Here is a 16,220-nt window from a genome sequence, read left to right as displayed (position 1 = left end):
ACCTTCGCCGAGGCCAAGGCTGCGGAGAAGGAGCACAGCACGATCCAGAACAGCAAGGCCGCGCGCACCGTGGCGTGTCACGCGACCGACGCCCTGGACTGCGCCGACCTGCTCGAGATGCTCGGCCTGTCGGCCGTGGAGGGCAAGGCGCGGGTGTAGCCCCGCGACTGGATCCACCACTCGGCGACCAGCAGGTTCACCACGAACGACAGCCAGTTCGCGGTGGCGAAGACCAGCAGCCCGTCCGCCTCGGGCAGCAGGCCGCCGAGCAGCAGTCCCCACAGCCTGCCGGTCACGGCGGCGCCCGTCAGCGCGAACCCGCGGATCATCCAGATGCGGTGAGCGCCGAACTGGCGCCGCCGTGCCGTCCGCAGGCCCAGGACGGCGCTCGCGAACCACAGGACGGACAGCAGCGCCAGCGGCCCCGAGGACGCCAGCCCGTAGAACGACAGCTGCGCGCACACGACGCCCAGCAACGACGACGGCAGGACCGCGCCGAAGTACACGCGGCCCAGCACCCGGTGCACCCGCGGGTGCCTGGCCCGCAGCCGCGGCCAGAACTGCGAGACGCCCGCGAGGACCGCGACCGTTCCGGTGAAGATGTGCGCGACAAGCAGGCCGTAATGCACCGGCCCGTGCAGTTCCGGCCGCGCCTGCGCCACGTCCAGGGTGACGTAGGCGCTCGCGGCGAACGCCGTGATGCCCACCGCGACCAGTCCCGACACCGCCAACCAGGCGGTGTACCCCCACGAAGTTTTCATGACCGTGAGCCTGTCAACGACGTCACCCGTTCGCCCTGGTGCGCGCCCCCGAGCGAGCAGTGGGGACGGCCCTACTGGGATGATGCGGCTCATGCGGACGGTGGAGATCTCGGAAGAGCCGATCAGGCTAGGACAGTTCCTCAAGCTGGCCCAGCTCGCGGACGACGGCGCGCACGCGAAGGAGCTCATCGAGGACGGAGAGGTCCACGTCAACGGTGCCGTGGAGCTGCGCAGGGGTGCGCAGCTGCGCGCGGGTGACGTGGTGGTGGTCGGCCGGGAAGAGGTGCGCATTTCCGTTCGGCCGTAGGTGATTGCTCCGTTCGGCGGTAATACAACGCTCAAAACAGGTCGAAGCACCAGAGTCTGAAGACCTTTTTCCGACCATCGGCTCATGCCGCGCGTGACATTTGTGTCCGTTGTGGACTTGGCCAATCGTCTTGTGGCTGCTCGGTTTCCAGATGGTGAGACGCACGTCACGTCCGCCATTCGGGCGCGGAGGAAACTTTTTTCCACAGCCTGTAACGCGGACGCCGGAGCGGGCGAATCACGGTTTGCAAGCTCCGGGATTTCCGGCACCGCCCTGTGGGAGGGGCTGTGCGGTCTGCGCGGAGCACCAAAGGTCCTCGGGGTGACCTGCGCACCTGCACGTCCGGAATCACCGCTGAGCCGGGGAGATCACAACGATGAGTGAGCAGGTCCGCTCTGCCCGTGACGCTGTGCACGGGCGGGGCTCGACGCTCAGTCCTGAACGCAGCCACGAACACAGACAGACGCACCCGCCGATCGCACGGTGGGAGACGCGCTACCGCTACGCCGTCATCACGGCCGACGTGCTGACGACGGTGCTGGTCGTCGTGGCGGTGGGCGCCGTCATGCACTCGCGGCACGCCGCCTTCGGCCCGCTTTCCCTTGCCCTGCTGGACATACTCACAGTAGTCGTCGTGGTCGGCTCGCTCACCCTCAACCGGGTCTGGACGCCGGCCGTGCTCGGTCAGGGGGCCGAGGAGTTCCGGCGGCTCGGCCGGGGCTTGTTCGGGGCGGTGGTCGCACTCGGTCTGGGTGCGCTCGCCGTCGACATCCCCGGCGCCCGCCTGTGGGTGTTCGTCGTGGTGCCCGCCATCGCCCTGGTGGCCTTCCCCCTGCGCTACCTCCTGCGCCGGCCGCTGCACAGCGGTCGCGGTGAAGGCAGGTTCATGCTCTCCGTCCTGGCCGCGGGCAACCTGGAAACGGTCGAGGACCTCATCCACCGCACCCGCCGCATGGCCCACCTGGGCTGGCGCGTGGACGCGGTCTGCACGCTCGACGGCCGCGGCCGCGTCGGTCCCGACGTCGACGGCGTGCCCGTCGTGGGCCAGCTGCGCGAGCTCGCCGACCAGGTCCGCCGCGGCGGCTACCGCATCGTCGCCGTCACCCCCGACGCCTACTGGACTCCGCGCAGGCTGCAGCAGCTCGCCTGGGCGCTGGAGGGTTCCGGCACCGAGATGGTCGTCTCGCCGGGCCTGATGGAGGTCGCCGGTCCTCGCCTGCACATGAGCGCCGTGCTCGGCATGCCGCTGCTCCGGGTGAGCGAACCGGCGCTGACCGGGTTCCGCCGCCTCGTCAAGGGCGTCGTCGACAAGGTCGGCGCGTTCCTCCTGCTGCTCCTGCTCGCACCGCTGATGTTCGCGGTCGCGGCGTTCGTGATGATCGACAGCCGCGGTCCGGTGTTCTACCGCCAGAAGCGCGTCGGCAAGGACGGCGTCCCGTTCACGATCATCAAGTTCCGCACGATGGTCACCGACGCCGACGCGTTGCGCACCAGGCTCGCCGCGGCCAACGAGGGCCACGGACTGCTGTTCAAGATGAAGAAGGACCCGCGCATCACCAAGGTTGGCTCGTTCCTGCGGCGCTACTCGATCGACGAGCTGCCGCAGCTGCTCAACGTGCTCACCGGCGCCATGTCGCTGGTCGGCCCCCGCCCGCCGTTGCCGGAGGAGAGCGCGAGGTACTCCTCCGACGTGCGGCGCCGGCTGCTCGTCAAGCCGGGGCTGACCGGGCTGTGGCAGGTGAGCGGGCGCAGCGACCTCTCCTGGGAGGAGTCGGTGCGGTTGGACCTGCGCTACGTCGAGGACTGGTCCCTCGCCCTGGACGCGGTGATCCTGTGGAAGACGTTCAGGGCCGTCTTCGGCGGCCACGGCGCGTACTGAGGTGCCCAAGGCCTCCGGGGGGAGGGGAGTGGATCGGTCTGGAACAACGACGAGCCGGAGGAGAACAATGTTTCGGCGAACGCTGGCGATCACGACGATCGCCGGACTGCTCGGCGCCGCTGCGGCGGTGCCGGCCACGGCGGCCCCGCCCGAGGTGGAACTGACCTCGAGCGCGGCCGTGGTGCGACCGGGCGAGCAGTTCACGGTGACGGTGAAGCTCACCAACATCAACGGTTTCACGGTCCTGCAGCCCTCTGCCAGGTTGTTCGGCGCCCCGCGGGCCATCGCGGAGTACACGACCCTGGTGGGCTGCACCGGTGCGGCCAGCTGCACGACGCTGACCGGACCCAGTGGCCCGACGGGCTACCGCGCGGCACTGGCCGAGGCGCTCGGCGGCTACCAGTCCGCGACCGTCACGTTCACCCTCGCGGTGAAGCAGGACGCGGTCGGCGGTACCGGCACGCTCCAGGCGCAGCTGTCCGGCAGCAACTACGCGACGTTCCCCGTGGACGGTCCACAGTTGACCGTCCACACGGAAGCGGACCTGCAGGTGGCCAGGGTCACCGGTACGCCCCGGCTCGGAATCCTGGTGCCGCGCATCGACTTCACCGTCGACGTGACCAACCACGGCCCGAACGCGTTGCTCAGCGGCGTGGTGACCACGACGTTGCCGCCGGGCATCACCGGGGTGAACGGCACGTGCACCGCCAGTGGCAACACGGTGGCCTGCCCGGTGCCGCGCCTCGAACCCGGTGCGAGCACGAAGCTCGCGTTCTCGGTCCCGGTGCGGCTGCTGAACATCGGGCTGGACTACGAGTTCCGCGCGGCCCGCACTGGTTCGGACCCGATCGACCCGAACACGGGCAATGACGCCGCGAGTACACAGTGCACAGTCGTCAGCCTGGTCCTGGTCAGCTGCCGGTAGTTGATCGCTCCCCGTCAATGCGTTGTGACACAAGTGATTCCGCTGATCGGACTAATCACGACCGTTGGGCCGCTCAGCGGAATTCCTTGTAACGAACGCAGGTATCGTCCCGAAGTTCACTGTGGAGAGTCGCCCTGGGCTGGTGGGAGAGCCGGTTGGAGGTGCGGCGGCGGTGTGCTCGTGGCAACCATCGTCTGGGGCAGCAAGCAGGAAGAAGAGGTAGACGCCCATGTCCTTGTCCGATCCCAGGAGTCGCCTGAGATCAATGGGTGCGAAAGTGACAGCCGCAGCGGTGCTGGCCACCGCTGTGGTCGTGCCGGCCGTGGTGCTCGCCCCGGCCGCGCAGGCAGCGCCGTGCGACGCACCGGTGGTGAACAAGGTCGCGTGCGAGAACACCAGGACCGGTGACGCGAACTGGTCGCTCAACTCGCTCGACGACTCGATCGTCGGCTACACGACCGACATCAGCTCGACTCCTGGCGGACAGGTCAAGTTCAAGGTCAAGACGGACGCGTTGTCCTACCGGATCGACATCTTCCGCCTCGGCTACTACGGCGGTGCCGGCGCCCGCCTGGTCAAGCAGCTCGACCGCACCACCCCGCAGAGCCAGCCGGTCGACTGCCTGCCCGACTCGGCCGTCGCGCTGGTCGACTGCGGCAACTGGGCCGTCTCCCTCACCTGGGACGTGCCCTCCGACACCGTGTCCGGCCTCTACTACGCCGTGCTGCACCGCAACGACACCGGCGGTGAGAACGAGATCGCGTTCGTCATCCGCGACGACTCCAGCCGGTCGAAGATCTTCTTCCAGACCTCCGACGCCACCTGGCACGCCTACAACCGCTACGGCGGCAACAGCCTCTACTACGGCTCCGGTCCCGGTGACGGCGGCTCGGCCTACGCGGTGAGCTACAACCGCCCGATCGCGAACACCGGTGACGAGAACTTCATCTTCAACGCCGAGGTGCCGATGCTGACCTGGCTGGAGAAGAACGGCTACGACGTCAGCTACACCACGAACGCCGACACCGCTCGCCGCGGCAACCTGATCCTCAACCACAAGGTGTTCATGGCCGTCGGCCACGACGAGTACTGGTCGAGGGAACAGCGCACCGCTGTGGAGAACGCACGGGCCGCCGGCGTGCACCTCGCGTTCATGACCGGCAACGAGGTCTTCTGGAAGCACCGCTGGGCCCCCAGCCTCGGCTCCTCGCCGACGGACTGGCGGACCGTGGTGACCTACAAGGAGACCAAGGCCAGCGCCAAGATCGACCCGAGCCCTGAGTGGACCGGCACCTGGCGCGACCCGCGGTTCACCACCTCGCCCAACGGCGCGAACCCGGAGAACGCCCTGCTGGGCCAGATCTTCACGGTCAACGGCCGCCGCGACGACTCCCTGGTCGTCCCCGCCGCCTACGGCAAGATGCGGCTGTGGCGCAACACCCCGCTCGCGTCCATGACGACCGGCGCCTACTCCTTCAAGCCGGGCACCCTGGGCTACGAGTGGGACTCCGTCGAGGACAACGGCTTCCAGCCGCCGGGCGTGGCGCAGCTGTCGCGCACGACGGTGACGATGGACGGCCAGTACGTCCTGCAGAACCACGGTGACCTCTACAGGAGCGGCACGAAGACGCACGCGTTGACGCTGTACAGGCACTCCTCCGGCGCGCTGGTCTTCGGCGCGGGCACCGTGCAGTGGGCGTGGGGCCTGGAGGACGAGCACGCGTTCCGCACCGACGAGCCGACCTCGGACGTCCGGATCAAGCAGGCGACGGTGAACCTGCTGGCGGACATGGGCGTCCAGCCCACCACGCTGGAGCCGAACCTCTTCGCCACGACCGCGAGCACCGACACCGCACCGCCGTCGGTCGCGTTCGGCACCACGAACTCGCCGACCGTCGGCACCGGCTACACGTTCAACGGCACGGTGATCGACTCGTCGGGCCGCGTCGCCGGCGTCGAGGTCTCGGTCGACAACGGCGCCACCTGGCACCCGGCCAACTGGACCGCGGGCACGGCGTCGTGGAACTACACGCACACCTTCTCGGCCGCCGGTCCCAAGACGCTGAAGGTCCGCGCGGTCGACGACTCCGCGAACCTCTCGGCCGCGGTGAGCCGCGACGTCACCGTGCTCGCCCGCGACTGCCCGTGCACCATCTGGACGGAGAACGCCACCCCGGCGGTGCCGTCGACCAACGACGGCGGCGCGATCGAGCTCGGCGTGAAGTTCCAGTCCAGCGTGAACGGGTACGTCCGCGGTGTCCGGTTCTACAAGGGCACCGGCAACACCGGCGTGCACACCGGCTCGCTGTGGTCGGCCGGCGGTGAGCGGCTGGCCACCGGCACGTTCGGCGCGGAGACGGCGACCGGCTGGCAGACGCTGACGTTCCCGACCGCCGTGCAGGTCTCGGCGAACACCACCTACGTCGCGTCGTACTTCGCGCCCAACGGCCGCTACGCCGGTGACGCCGACTACTTCACGAGCGCGGCGGTGGGCCTGGAACCGCTGTCGGCGGCCAAGGGCGTCTCCGGCAACCCGAACGGCGTGTTCCGCGGCGGGTCGTCCGGCTTCCCGACCGACAGCTACCGCAACGCCAACTACTGGGTCGACCCGATCTTCGCGCTCGACCCCGGTCCGGACACCCGCGCCCCCGGCACGCTGTCCACGGACCCGCTGAACCAGCAGGGCAGCGTCTCGCTGACCCCGGCGGTCAGCATCACCTTCGACGAGCCGGTGACGCCGAGCTCGGCGCAGATCCTCGTCAACGGCCCCAACGGCGGTGTGTCCGGCACGATCTCGGTGGCGGCCAACAGCATGAAGGCCACCTTCACGCCGAACAACCCGCTGTTGCCGGGCACGACCTACGACGTGTCCGGGAAGGCGACCGACCTGTCCGGCAACACGCCGAGCCCGACGCTGTGGTCCTTCACCACCGGTACCCCGCGCGGCGCCACGTGCCCGTGCACGGTGTGGGACGACTTCGCGGCGCCCGCCGTCAACGCGGTGAGCGACACGGGCGCGGTCGAGGTGGGCACCAAGATCCGCTTCGACGGCCGCGGCCAGGTGCTGGGCGTCCGGTTCTACAAGGGCTTCGGCAACTCCGGCACGCACACCGGTTCGCTGTGGTCGGCGAGCGGGCAGCGGCTCGCGACCGGCACGTTCAACGGGGAGACGGCGAGCGGCTGGCAGACGCTGACGTTCGACCAGCCCGTCGACGTGCAGGCGAACACCACCTACGTGGTGTCCTACTACGCGCCGAACGGCCGCTACTCCGCCACCAACGGCAGCTTCAACTCCAGCCACGACTACTACTCGCTGCACGCGCTGAAGTCCGGTGTGGACGGCCCGAACGGCGTGTACCGCTACGGCACCGGCGGTGGTTTCCCCACCGGCACGTACAACTCGACGAACTACTGGGTCGACGTGATCTGGCGCAACGGCGCGAACGGCGACAGCACGCCGCCGATCCTGACCGCCAGGACGCCCGCGCCGGGAGCCACCGGTGTCGCGCTGAACACCACCGTCACCGCCACCTTCAACGAGCCGGTCGACGTGGCGTCGGCGCAGCTCTCGCTCAAGGACCCCGGTGGGGCCGGCACCTCCGGCGCGTTCGCCGTCTCCGGTGACGGCAAGACGGTGACCTGGACGCCGGACGCCCCGCTCGCACCGGGTACGCAGTACGCGGCCGAGCTGCGGATCCTGGACGTCAACGGCAACGCCACGACCAGCCCGGCCACGTGGTCGTTCACGACGACCTCGGCCGCGACCTGCCCGTGCTCGTTGTTCAGCGCCGCCGCCCTGCCCGCGGTGACGTCGTCCAACGACAACAACGCCTACGAGCTGGGCGTGCGGTTCACCGCGGCGGTCAACGGCCAGGTGTCCGGCGTCAAGTTCTACAAGGGCGCGGGCAACACCGGCACGCACACCGGGTCGCTGTGGGCGTCGAACGGCACCAGCCTCGCGACGGGCACGTTCGTGAACGAGACGGCGACCGGCTGGCAGACGCTCGTGTTCGACACCCCGGTGCCGATCACCGCCGGCCAGACGTACGTGGCCTCGTACACGACGACCGTCGGCCGCTACTCCGCCGACGCCGGGTACTTCAACCGGTCGGCGGTCAGCAGTCCGCCGCTGGCCGCGGCAGCATCTCCGAACGGTGTGTTCCGCGGTGGCACGGGCTTCCCCGGTGACACCTTCGGCGGTGCGAACTACTGGGTGGACGTCGTGTTCACCCCGGGAAGCTGACACAGGAGTTGATCTGAGTGACGCCACGACCGCTGGTCGTGCTGTTCTCGGGAGTGACGTGGGACGGCGTTCGGGGTTCCGAACGCCAGCTCACCGAAGCTCTCACGGCCCACGCGGACGTGCTGTGGGTGGACCCGCCGGTCTCACCCGTGACGCCCCAGCGGTACCGGGGCATCGGCAGCACCCGCCGGTCGTGGCGTCCCTCCGTGCGCGAGGCCCTCCCCGGCGTCACGCGCCTGACCCCGATCGCGCTGCCGGGCCTCACCAGGCCCGGCATCCGCGCGACCACGTGGCCGCTGGTGCGGGCCCAGGTGAAGCAGCACCTCCCGCGCAGGCCGCACGCCGTCATCGCGTGCTCCTTCGACGACGTGCTCGGCCGCTGGGACGCGCTGAACGTGTTGTACGGCACCGACGACTGGGTCTCCGGTGCCGCGTTGATGAACCAGGACGCGTCCCGGCTGCGCGCGCAGGAGAAGGCGGCACTGGCCCGCACGGACGTGGTGCTCGCGGTGACACCGGAGCTGGCCGCGCGCTGGCGTGAGCTCGGCGCGGACCCCGTGGTCGTGCCGAACGGCTGCGACACGGCGGCCTACCGCGGCATCGAGTCCGTCGTCCCCGCCGGCCTGCCCGACGGGTTCCCGGACGAGGTCGCCGGTGTGGTCGGGCAGCTGACCGACCGGATCGACATCCGGTACCTCGAAGCCGTGGCGGACACCGGGATCGGGCTGCTGCTCGTCGGACCGCGCGACCCGGCGTGGGAGCCGGAGCGGTTCCCCGCCCTCGTCGCCCGCCCGAACGTGCACCACCCCGGCGCGGTCCCGTTCGCCGAGCTGCCGAAGTGGTTGCGGCGCATGGACGTCGGGCTCACCCCGTACGCGGACACGGCGTTCAACCGCGCCTCGTTCCCGTTGAAGACGCTGGAGTACCTCGCTGCCGGGCGCTCTGTCGTCGGCAGCGCACTGCCCGCGACGCTCCGGCTCGCTGCCGAGTCGCCCGACGTGGTGGCGGTGGGGGACCCGGTCGAGCTCGCCCGCGCGGTGCTGACCGCGCTCAGGGCGCCGCAGGACCCCGCGCGCCGGCAGCGCTTCGCCGAGCAGCACTCGTGGCAGGCCCGCGCGGCGGTGGTGGCCGGCGCCATCGGCCTGCGCGTCGCGGAAGGTTCCCGGCAGAGGTGAGCATGCGGGTCGTCGTCTACCCCCACAGCATGGAGCTCGGGGGCTCCCAGCTGAACGCGCTCCAGCTCGCCGCGGCCGTGCGCGACCGCGGGCACGAGGTGGTCGTGGTGTCCGAACCGGGGGAGCTGGTGCCGCTGGTCGCCGCGCACGGCCTGGAGCACGTCGAGATCCCGTTGCGGCGCAAGCGCCCCGACCGCCGGGTGGTCTCGACGATCAACCGGCTGGTGCGCTCGCGCGGCATCGACGTCGTGCACGGCTACGAGTGGCCGCCCGCGTTCGAGGCCCTGTACGGCGCCGGGATCCGCCGCACGGCCGCGCCGATCGCGACCGTGATGTCGATGTCGGTGGTGCCGTTCTTCCCGCGCTCGATCCCGTTGATCGTGGGCACCGAGCAGATCCGCCAGGAGGCCGTGGCCGCCGGGCACCACCGCGTGACGCTGCTGGAACCGCCCGTCGACACCGACGGCGACCACCCGGGGTTCGCCGACGGCGGGTTCCGCGCCCGGCACGGGCTCACCGACGCGCCGCTGGTCGTGGCGGTGTCGCGGCTCGTGCCGGACCTGAAGCTGCCGGGCCTGCTGGCCGCGTGCGACGCGGTGGCGGAGCTCGACGACGCCCAGCTGGCCATCGTCGGCGACGGTCCGGCGCGGTCCGAGATCGCCGAACGCGCGGAGAAGGCCAACGCGCGCGCGGGCCGTCGTGCGGTCGTGTTGACCGGTCAGCTCGCCGACCCCCGGCCCGCGTACGCCGCCGCCGACATCGCGGCCGGCATGGGCGGCTCTGCGCTGCGCGCGCTGTCGTTCGGCAAGCCGTTGGTGGTGCTGGGGCTCGACGGGTTCAGCGAGCTGGTCACCGAGGAGAGCCTGCCGGGGTTCCTGTCGGGCGGTTGGTGGGGTTTTGGCGGGGACGGGGTGCCGTCGCTGACGGCTGCTCTGCGGCGGCTCGTCGAGTCACCGCGGCTGCGCGCCGAGCTGGGGGAGTTCGGGCGCAAGCTCGTGGTCGACCGGTTCAGCCTGCGCCGTGCCGCCGAGCTGCAGGAGCAGGAGTACGAGATCGCCGCGCGCACGGCCGGCACCGACCTGCTGGACGTCGTGCGCTCCACGAGCGGTCTGGCGGCGTACAAGGTGCGCCGCAAGGTCGAACGGTTGCGCGGCCGCGTCGCCGTGGACGACGCCAACGCGGCCGCGACCCGCCGCTGACCGGACCGCGGGCTACCCCCAGGTGAGCGGGTCCAGGTGGAGGTAGAACCGCTGCCGGTCGACATCGAGCGCGATGCCCTAGCCATCGGCGAAGGCGTCGTCGGCGGCGATCGCCCGGTCCTCGTCCTCCCACGTCTCCCTGGCGTTGGCGAGCAGCAGGCCGATGTCGGCGTACCGGTCTGCCCGGCCGAGGCGTCCGAGGTCGATGAAGCCCGCGACGCCGGCCGTGCCGGGGTCGAGGATGATGTTGGGCAGGCACAGGTCACCGTGACAGACGACGGTGTCGGCGGCTTCCTGCTCAAGGCGGCGGTCGACCTGCACGGCAAGCCTCGCGAGCAGTTCTGCAGGAGCCGCCTGCTGCTGCTCGACCGGCAAGAACTCCGGGTTGACCGCACCCCGCGCGACGACGTCCCGGGCGACGGCGAACATCTGCCCCAGGTCCCGGGTGAACGGGCAGTCGCCTGCGGGCAACGCGTGCAACCCGCGCACGGCCTCCGCGATGGACGGCCACGCCCGCCGAAGCGCGTCGGCCGGCATGCTGTCGGCGGGCACCCCGCGGACAGCGCTGGTCACCAGGCAGGCGGCGTCGGCGTCGGCGACCCATTCGAGCACCACCGGGCCCGGGACACCGCTGCTGCTGAGCCAGTCGACCCGGTCCCGTTCCCAGGCCAGGAGGTCCTGCTGCTCTGCGGGTACGCACTTGGCGTACCGCGAGCCGTCGGCACTGCGCAGGACACGAGCGCCCGACTCCCCACCCGTGACGGGCTCCCACGTGCCGGGAAGCCGCCGGACGAGCAGGGACTCCCACTCGGGAACCGGTGACCTCCCAGCCATGAAGATCATCCTAGCCAGCGCCCTCCACCGGATCACCGCGCGCAACGCGGTCGGGAGCGGTCAGCCGAGGTGTTTGACGAGGTTGCGCAGCGGCCACACGACGGCCAGGTGGACGGCACCGCCGAGGCCCGCGCCGAGCAGCAGCTGGAGGACCGACGGTTCGGTGAGCCACCGGACGACCAGCACCACCGCGGCCAGCAGCGCGCAGCCGAGCGCCGGCCGTGCGACCGCCGCGAGCAGCACGCGCAGGCGCACGCCGGTGCGGGTCACGGCGAGCGTGTACGCGGGCAGCACCAGGAACACCGCGATCAGCGCGTGCATCGCCGACACCCCGCGGATGCCGTCCCACATCGCCCCCAGCGGCAGCAGCGCGACCAGCACCACGAGCCAGCCCGCCTGCAACCACATCGTGCGGGAGGGCAGGTTCAGCGCGACGAGGTAGTCGTAGGCGAGCTCGGTGACCACCCGCACGATCGCGAGCACCACCAGGAACTGCAACGCGGCGGCCGACCCGGCCCAGTTGTGCCCGTACAGCGTCGTCACCGTCGGCAGCGCCAGCAGGCCCAGCAGCGCGCACACCGGCAACGCGCCGGCCATCAGCAGCGTCGTGAACCTGGCCAGCAGCGCCTCGCGTTCGGCCGGCGAGTCCTGGACGCGGGCGAACGCGGCCAGCGACACCCGGCGGATCACCACCGAGAACATGTTCACCGGCCAGCTCGACAGGTTGAACGCCTGCAGGTACAGGCCCAGCGCCACCGCGCCGAGCAGCGAGCCGGTGATCACGAAGTGCACGTTCAGCATCGCGAACACGAGCAGGCTCGCCCCGGCCAGCGGCAGGCCGAACGTCATCAGCTCACGGGCCTGCCTGCGGTCGAAACCGGGCTTCGGCCACAGCGCGACGAGCCGGAACAACAGGATGGCCGACAGCGCGTTGCCGACGAGCCTGCCCCACGCGAGGCTCCACGCCCCGTGGTCGGCCAGCGCCAGCGCCACGGTCACCCCGGTCGTGAGCACCAGGTTCGACATGTCGACCGCGAGCCGGGCGCCCTGGCGGAACTCGCGGTTGGTGAACTGCGCGGCCGCGGCCGTCGCGCCGTCGATCAGCACCGACAGGCACAGCAGCCGCACCACACCGGTCGCGTCGGGTGCCCCCAGCGCCTCGGAGAACGCGGGCGCGGCGAACCAGCACAGGGCGTAGAGCAGGCCGCTGGACGCGATGGAGATCGTCGTGACGGTCGGCGCGATCTCCCTCGGGTCGCCGGGCCAGCGCACCAGTGCCAGGCTGACGCCGAGCTCGTTGATCGCGAGCAGAGCGCCGAGAGCGACCAGCGCGACCGCGAAGACACCGAAGTCCTCCGGCACGAGAACCCGCGCGAGGAGGATTCCTGTGAGCAGCGTTCCAATTTTGCCGAACACCGTGTTCAGGAAGCTCAAGCCGAGTGCGCGGCGGACCTTTCCGCCTGAAGTGGATTTCGCCAGGTGGTCGGCGTCTTTTGTGGTGGTGATCGGTTCTTCGCCGGTCATGCGTACTCCCCGCGCAACGGGTCATCAATTATTCCTATGGCTCGGGAAATTGGTTGCGGGGGTTTGGCAACCGCCGGGCCATGGGGTAAGAAGTGCCGTGCTGCCGCGAAGTCGCGGTTGGACGGACGTGGGTGACATTGGTCGGTGTCCGCCGTGTACTGCACAATGATCACGCGAAGGAATTCTTCATGAGAACTGCCCGTGATAGGGCCGTGACCTGTGGGAACAATGGTCGGCCGGCACGGTTGTCCGTTGTTGTGGTGATCGCGGCCGCGCTGGCGCTCGCCGGCTGCAAGGCCGGAGCGGGAGCGGAGGAGGGCGACCCCACCGGTGCCGCGCCGACGTCCACCGAGACGTCCTCGCCGGCCCCGGCCAGCTCCAGCAGCGCCGCACCCAGCAGCACCCAGTCGTCGGTCGCGCCGCCGCTGCCGACGACCACGACGCCCAAGCCCCCGTCGACCCCCACACCGCCCGCCGCGGGGGGCTGGCCCGGTCCCGACAACACCGGCTGGGCGCACACCGGCGTCAAGCTCGCCCCGCTGCCCTGCAAGGGCGGCGAGTACCTGATCGACAAGGCCGGCACGGTCATCGACGGCAAGCAGATCCCCTGCTCGGTGCGCGTCACCGCGAACGACGTCAAGATCACCCGCAGCCAGGTCAGGGCGACCGGCCAGTGGGGCGTCTACCTCGTGGACAAGTTCACCCGGCTCACCGTGCAGGACGTCGAGATCATCGGCTCCGACGACTGCGAGTACGGCGTCGGCTACGGGGGCGTCACCTCGGTGCGCATCAACATCAGCGGCTGCTCGGACGGCGTGAAGATGGACACCGGCGCGAGCCTGGTCGACTCGTGGATCCACGACCTGAGCAAGGGTCCCGGCGACCACAACGACGGCATCCAGATCACCGGTGGCTCCAACATCACCATCCGCCACAACCGGATCGAGAACCCGAAGAACCAGACGTCGGCGATCCTCGTCGGCGGTGAGTTCGGCTCGCCGTCGAACATCCTGATCGCGAACAACTTCCTCAACGGCGGCAACTACACGATCTACCTCGACCCCAAGGGCACCAACCGGGTCATCCGCGACAACGTCTTCACGAAGGGCTTCGTCTACGGCCCTGCCCGGCTCGACGGCCAGGTCGAGTGGGTGAACAACACCTACGAGGACGGGTCGGCCGTCAAGAACTGACCGGCTCGCGGCAGCGCTCACGGCGACGTCCCCTCCCGCACAGCGCGGGAAGGGGACGTCGCCGTCTGCGGCAGCGGAGGCACCGGCGCCGAGGCCATCGTCGCGGCCGCGGCCTTCTGCATCCGCAGCAGCGCGCCGGCGCACCCGAGCAGCACGAACATCAGCCCGCTCGCGATCTTGAACGCGAACGTGTCGTACGTGGCGCTGGAGACGCCGAGCATCGCGATGCAGGCGAGCAGCGACTGGCACAGGTCCCGCACGTGCGGGTCGGTGCTCAGCCGCCGGGCCGCCGCTGCCGCGTAGATGCCGGCGATGAACAGGAACAGGAACGCGAGCATGCCGACGAGGCCGTTCTCCACCAGCGAGCCGAGGTACTGGTTGTCGATCGGCCCGTACCTGGTGGGCAGGTAGGTGCCGAACCCGCGGCCCAGCCACAGGTTCTGCTCGATCGTGGCCTCGGTGCTCGCGTAGTCGTCGGTGCGGCCCTGGATGCTCGGGTCGTTGGAGATGTTGCGGAACAGGCTCAGCAGCGTGCCGACCAGGCCGGGCACGAACGCGCGCAGCACCGTCAGGAAGCCCAGTGCGGCGAGGATCGTGTGCAGTTGCTGCTTGGCGGGCCACGTCGGCAGCAGGATGATGCCCGCCACCAGCAGGCCCAGGATCGCCGAGCGGGACAGCGACACGACCGCGCCCATCGCGAGCATCAGCACGCAGAACCACCAGCGGCGGCTGGGTTGCCTGCGCTTCTTCGTGCGGAACGCGTAGTGCGCGGCCAGCGGCACGGCGAGACCGCACACGACGCCGAACTCGATGGGGTGGCCCGCCGTTCCGCCGGGGCGGCGGAACGCGGCACGGGCCAGCACGGCCTCACCGGTGCCGACCGAGCGCAGGCCCGGCACCATCGCCATGTACTTGGTGAGGTCGAAGCCGGTGAAGAACTGCATCATGCCGATGACCGCCATGATCGTGCAGGCGATCACCACGAACTTCAGCACCCTGTCGAGGCGGTCCAGGGTGCGGACGCCGTCGATGATCAGCAGACCGGCCGCCATCAGCGAGACGATCGTGACGAAGCTCAGGTCGGCCGACTTCAGCTCGTCGTAGGGCATGTGCCGCAGGGTCACGTACCCGTAGGTCGCGATCTGCGACGAGGCGAAGAGGAAGATCGCGGTGCGGACACCGCTGCGCCCCTTCGCCATGCCGAGGTTGTCGACCATCTGCGCGCACAGCCAGCACATGCCGAGGCCGAAGCCCAGCAGCATCGACGGCCGGATGTCGAGCGGGATGCCGGCGAGCACCAGCCGGGACGGCACGAGCACCAGCACGGCGATGTAGACCACCGAGAGGGTGGCGCCGTCGGTTCGGGTGAGCGTGCGGGGGTGGACGGGTGTTCTCGGCATCGGCTCAGCCCGGCCGGGCGATGCGCACCGTCGGGTTCGCCTCGTTGGAGAGCTTGTGGTGCTGGGGCGCGGCCGGGGTGGCGCGCCGCTCGCCCTCGTCGGACGGCCACTTCGGGTCGTCCGGCTTCCTGGGCTCCGGCTTGCGCGCCTCGGGCTTCTTGCGGCGCAGCATGAAGCTCTCGATCATGTACGCCGACGTGAGGCTCGCCGCGAGGCCCAGCGCGAGTGCCGCGCCCGCCGCCCGCAGCTTGCCGCCGACGAGCAGTGTCGCCTCGGTCGGCGCGACGACGGTCTCGACGTTGATGAACGTCGACTCCGGCGCGCCGAGCTTGCGCTGCCGCTCGACGAGCTCCTGGCTCAGCCGCTTGAACGCCCCGTCCACGGTGGCACGCGCGGCCTCCGGGGTCGGCGCCTTGCAGACGACCTGGACGAAGGGACCGCGCAGACCGCCGTCGCCCGCCTCGCACTCGATGTCCGGGTTGTTCCGGGTCAGCTGCGCGTAGACCGCCGGGTCGAGCAGCACCTGGGTCAGCAGCTGCGCCGTGGTCGTGAGGCTCGCGTCGAACGCCAGCAACGGGTTGATGATCCCGGAGGGCTTCGACGGGTCGAGCGTGGCGCCGGCCTTCGGCACCGTCAGCAGGTCCGTGCCGGTCGACTCGTACTCCGGCGGCACCGATGCGAACACGACCCCCGCACCACCGAGGGACAGCAACAGCACGGGCAGAGCGACGTACCACCGGCGGAGGAGGACCTTGATGGTCTTCCAGAAATCCATGCTCA

Annotated in this window: 11 protein-coding genes and 1 pseudogene; 7 read left to right on the top strand and 5 right to left on the bottom strand. The window is 70.4% G+C overall.

The window, feature by feature from the left end; genetic code table 11:
• Nucleotides 1-77: 77 nt before the first annotated feature.
• Nucleotides 78-761: a DUF2306 domain-containing protein gene (locus ACZ7CD_RS16820; RefSeq protein ID WP_470373297.1), complete on the bottom strand. Its 684-nt coding sequence runs from the start codon at nucleotides 759-761 to the stop codon at nucleotides 78-80.
• Between the two features lie 91 nt (nucleotides 762-852).
• Here ACZ7CD_RS16820 and ACZ7CD_RS16815 point away from each other — a divergent pair, with 91 nt between their 5' ends.
• From ACZ7CD_RS16815 to ACZ7CD_RS16790, 6 genes are all read left to right on the top strand, one after another.
• On the top strand, nucleotides 853-1,068 hold the full coding sequence (locus ACZ7CD_RS16815) for an RNA-binding S4 domain-containing protein (protein ID WP_360386817.1): 216 nt from the start codon (nucleotides 853-855) through the stop codon (nucleotides 1,066-1,068).
• Nucleotides 1,069-1,444: 376 nt separating this feature from the next.
• Nucleotides 1,445-2,947 carry a sugar transferase gene (locus tag ACZ7CD_RS16810; protein ID WP_360386819.1) on the top strand — a complete coding sequence of 501 codons (1,503 nt, stop codon included), beginning with the start codon at nucleotides 1,445-1,447 and terminating at the stop codon, nucleotides 2,945-2,947.
• Between the two features lie 67 nt (nucleotides 2,948-3,014).
• Nucleotides 3,015-3,872 carry a COG1361 family protein gene (locus ACZ7CD_RS16805; RefSeq protein ID WP_470379190.1) on the top strand — a complete coding sequence of 286 codons (858 nt, stop codon included), beginning with the start codon at nucleotides 3,015-3,017 and terminating at the stop codon, nucleotides 3,870-3,872.
• 277 nt (nucleotides 3,873-4,149) lie between these two features.
• A complete protein-coding gene (locus ACZ7CD_RS16800; RefSeq protein WP_360386824.1) occupies nucleotides 4,150-8,115 on the top strand; it encodes a DUF4082 domain-containing protein in 3,966 nt (1,321 codons plus the stop codon).
• 17 nt (nucleotides 8,116-8,132) lie between these two features.
• On the top strand, nucleotides 8,133-9,290 hold the full coding sequence (locus ACZ7CD_RS16795) for a glycosyltransferase (RefSeq protein WP_470379189.1): 1,158 nt from the start codon (nucleotides 8,133-8,135) through the stop codon (nucleotides 9,288-9,290).
• 2 nt (nucleotides 9,291-9,292) lie between these two features.
• The gene (locus ACZ7CD_RS16790; RefSeq protein WP_458434445.1) at nucleotides 9,293-10,489 is read left to right on the top strand and encodes a glycosyltransferase family 4 protein; all 1,197 of its coding nucleotides are present in this window, start codon (nucleotides 9,293-9,295) and stop codon (nucleotides 10,487-10,489) included.
• Between the two features lie 12 nt (nucleotides 10,490-10,501).
• On the opposite strand, the pseudogene ACZ7CD_RS16785 reads toward ACZ7CD_RS16790, so the two are convergent.
• Both ACZ7CD_RS16785 and ACZ7CD_RS16780 read right to left on the bottom strand, forming a co-directional pair.
• Nucleotides 10,502-11,323: pseudogene (locus ACZ7CD_RS16785) on the bottom strand (APH(3'') family aminoglycoside O-phosphotransferase).
• A 60-nt stretch (nucleotides 11,324-11,383) separates the two neighbouring features.
• On the bottom strand, nucleotides 11,384-12,847 hold the full coding sequence (locus tag ACZ7CD_RS16780) for an oligosaccharide flippase family protein (protein ID WP_470379188.1): 1,464 nt from the start codon (nucleotides 12,845-12,847) through the stop codon (nucleotides 11,384-11,386).
• A gap of 245 nt (nucleotides 12,848-13,092) precedes the next feature.
• Between ACZ7CD_RS16780 and ACZ7CD_RS16775 the strand changes: the two genes are divergently transcribed.
• Nucleotides 13,093-14,040: a right-handed parallel beta-helix repeat-containing protein gene (locus ACZ7CD_RS16775; protein WP_360386834.1), complete on the top strand. Its 948-nt coding sequence runs from the start codon at nucleotides 13,093-13,095 to the stop codon at nucleotides 14,038-14,040.
• Nucleotides 14,041-14,057: 17 nt separating this feature from the next.
• On the opposite strand, the gene ACZ7CD_RS16770 is transcribed toward ACZ7CD_RS16775, so the two are convergent.
• Nucleotides 14,058-15,440, bottom strand: coding sequence for an O-antigen ligase family protein (locus ACZ7CD_RS16770; protein WP_360386837.1), 1,383 nt, complete (start codon nucleotides 15,438-15,440; stop codon nucleotides 14,058-14,060).
• 4 nt (nucleotides 15,441-15,444) lie between these two features.
• Nucleotides 15,445-16,215: a GumC domain-containing protein gene (locus ACZ7CD_RS16765; protein ID WP_360386839.1), complete on the bottom strand. Its 771-nt coding sequence runs from the start codon at nucleotides 16,213-16,215 to the stop codon at nucleotides 15,445-15,447.
• Between the last annotated feature and the right edge of the window lie 5 nt (nucleotides 16,216-16,220).

This window comes from Lentzea sp. NPDC036949 (assembly GCF_055608075.1).
The sequence above is the reverse complement of the archived record's forward strand: the minus strand, read 5'-3'. Positions and strand labels throughout refer to the sequence as shown.

What these genes read in the sequence shown, in the direction of transcription:
- ACZ7CD_RS16815 (WP_360386817.1), top strand. Translation starts at nt 853, where the DNA reads ATGCGGACGGTGGAGATCTCGGAAGAGCCGATCAGGCTAGGACAGTTC.
- ACZ7CD_RS16770 (WP_360386837.1), bottom strand. Translation starts at nt 15,440, where the DNA reads ATGCCGAGAACACCCGTCCACCCCCGCACGCTCACCCGAACCGACGGC.
- ACZ7CD_RS16780 (WP_470379188.1), bottom strand. Translation starts at nt 12,847, where the DNA reads ATGACCGGCGAAGAACCGATCACCACCACAAAAGACGCCGACCACCTG.
- ACZ7CD_RS16810 (WP_360386819.1), top strand. Translation starts at nt 1,445, where the DNA reads ATGAGTGAGCAGGTCCGCTCTGCCCGTGACGCTGTGCACGGGCGGGGC.
- ACZ7CD_RS16820 (WP_470373297.1), bottom strand. Translation starts at nt 761, where the DNA reads ATGAAAACTTCGTGGGGGTACACCGCCTGGTTGGCGGTGTCGGGACTG.
- ACZ7CD_RS16765 (WP_360386839.1), bottom strand. Translation starts at nt 16,215, where the DNA reads ATGGATTTCTGGAAGACCATCAAGGTCCTCCTCCGCCGGTGGTACGTC.
- ACZ7CD_RS16805 (WP_470379190.1), top strand. Translation starts at nt 3,015, where the DNA reads ATGTTTCGGCGAACGCTGGCGATCACGACGATCGCCGGACTGCTCGGC.
- ACZ7CD_RS16790 (WP_458434445.1), top strand. Translation starts at nt 9,293, where the DNA reads ATGCGGGTCGTCGTCTACCCCCACAGCATGGAGCTCGGGGGCTCCCAG.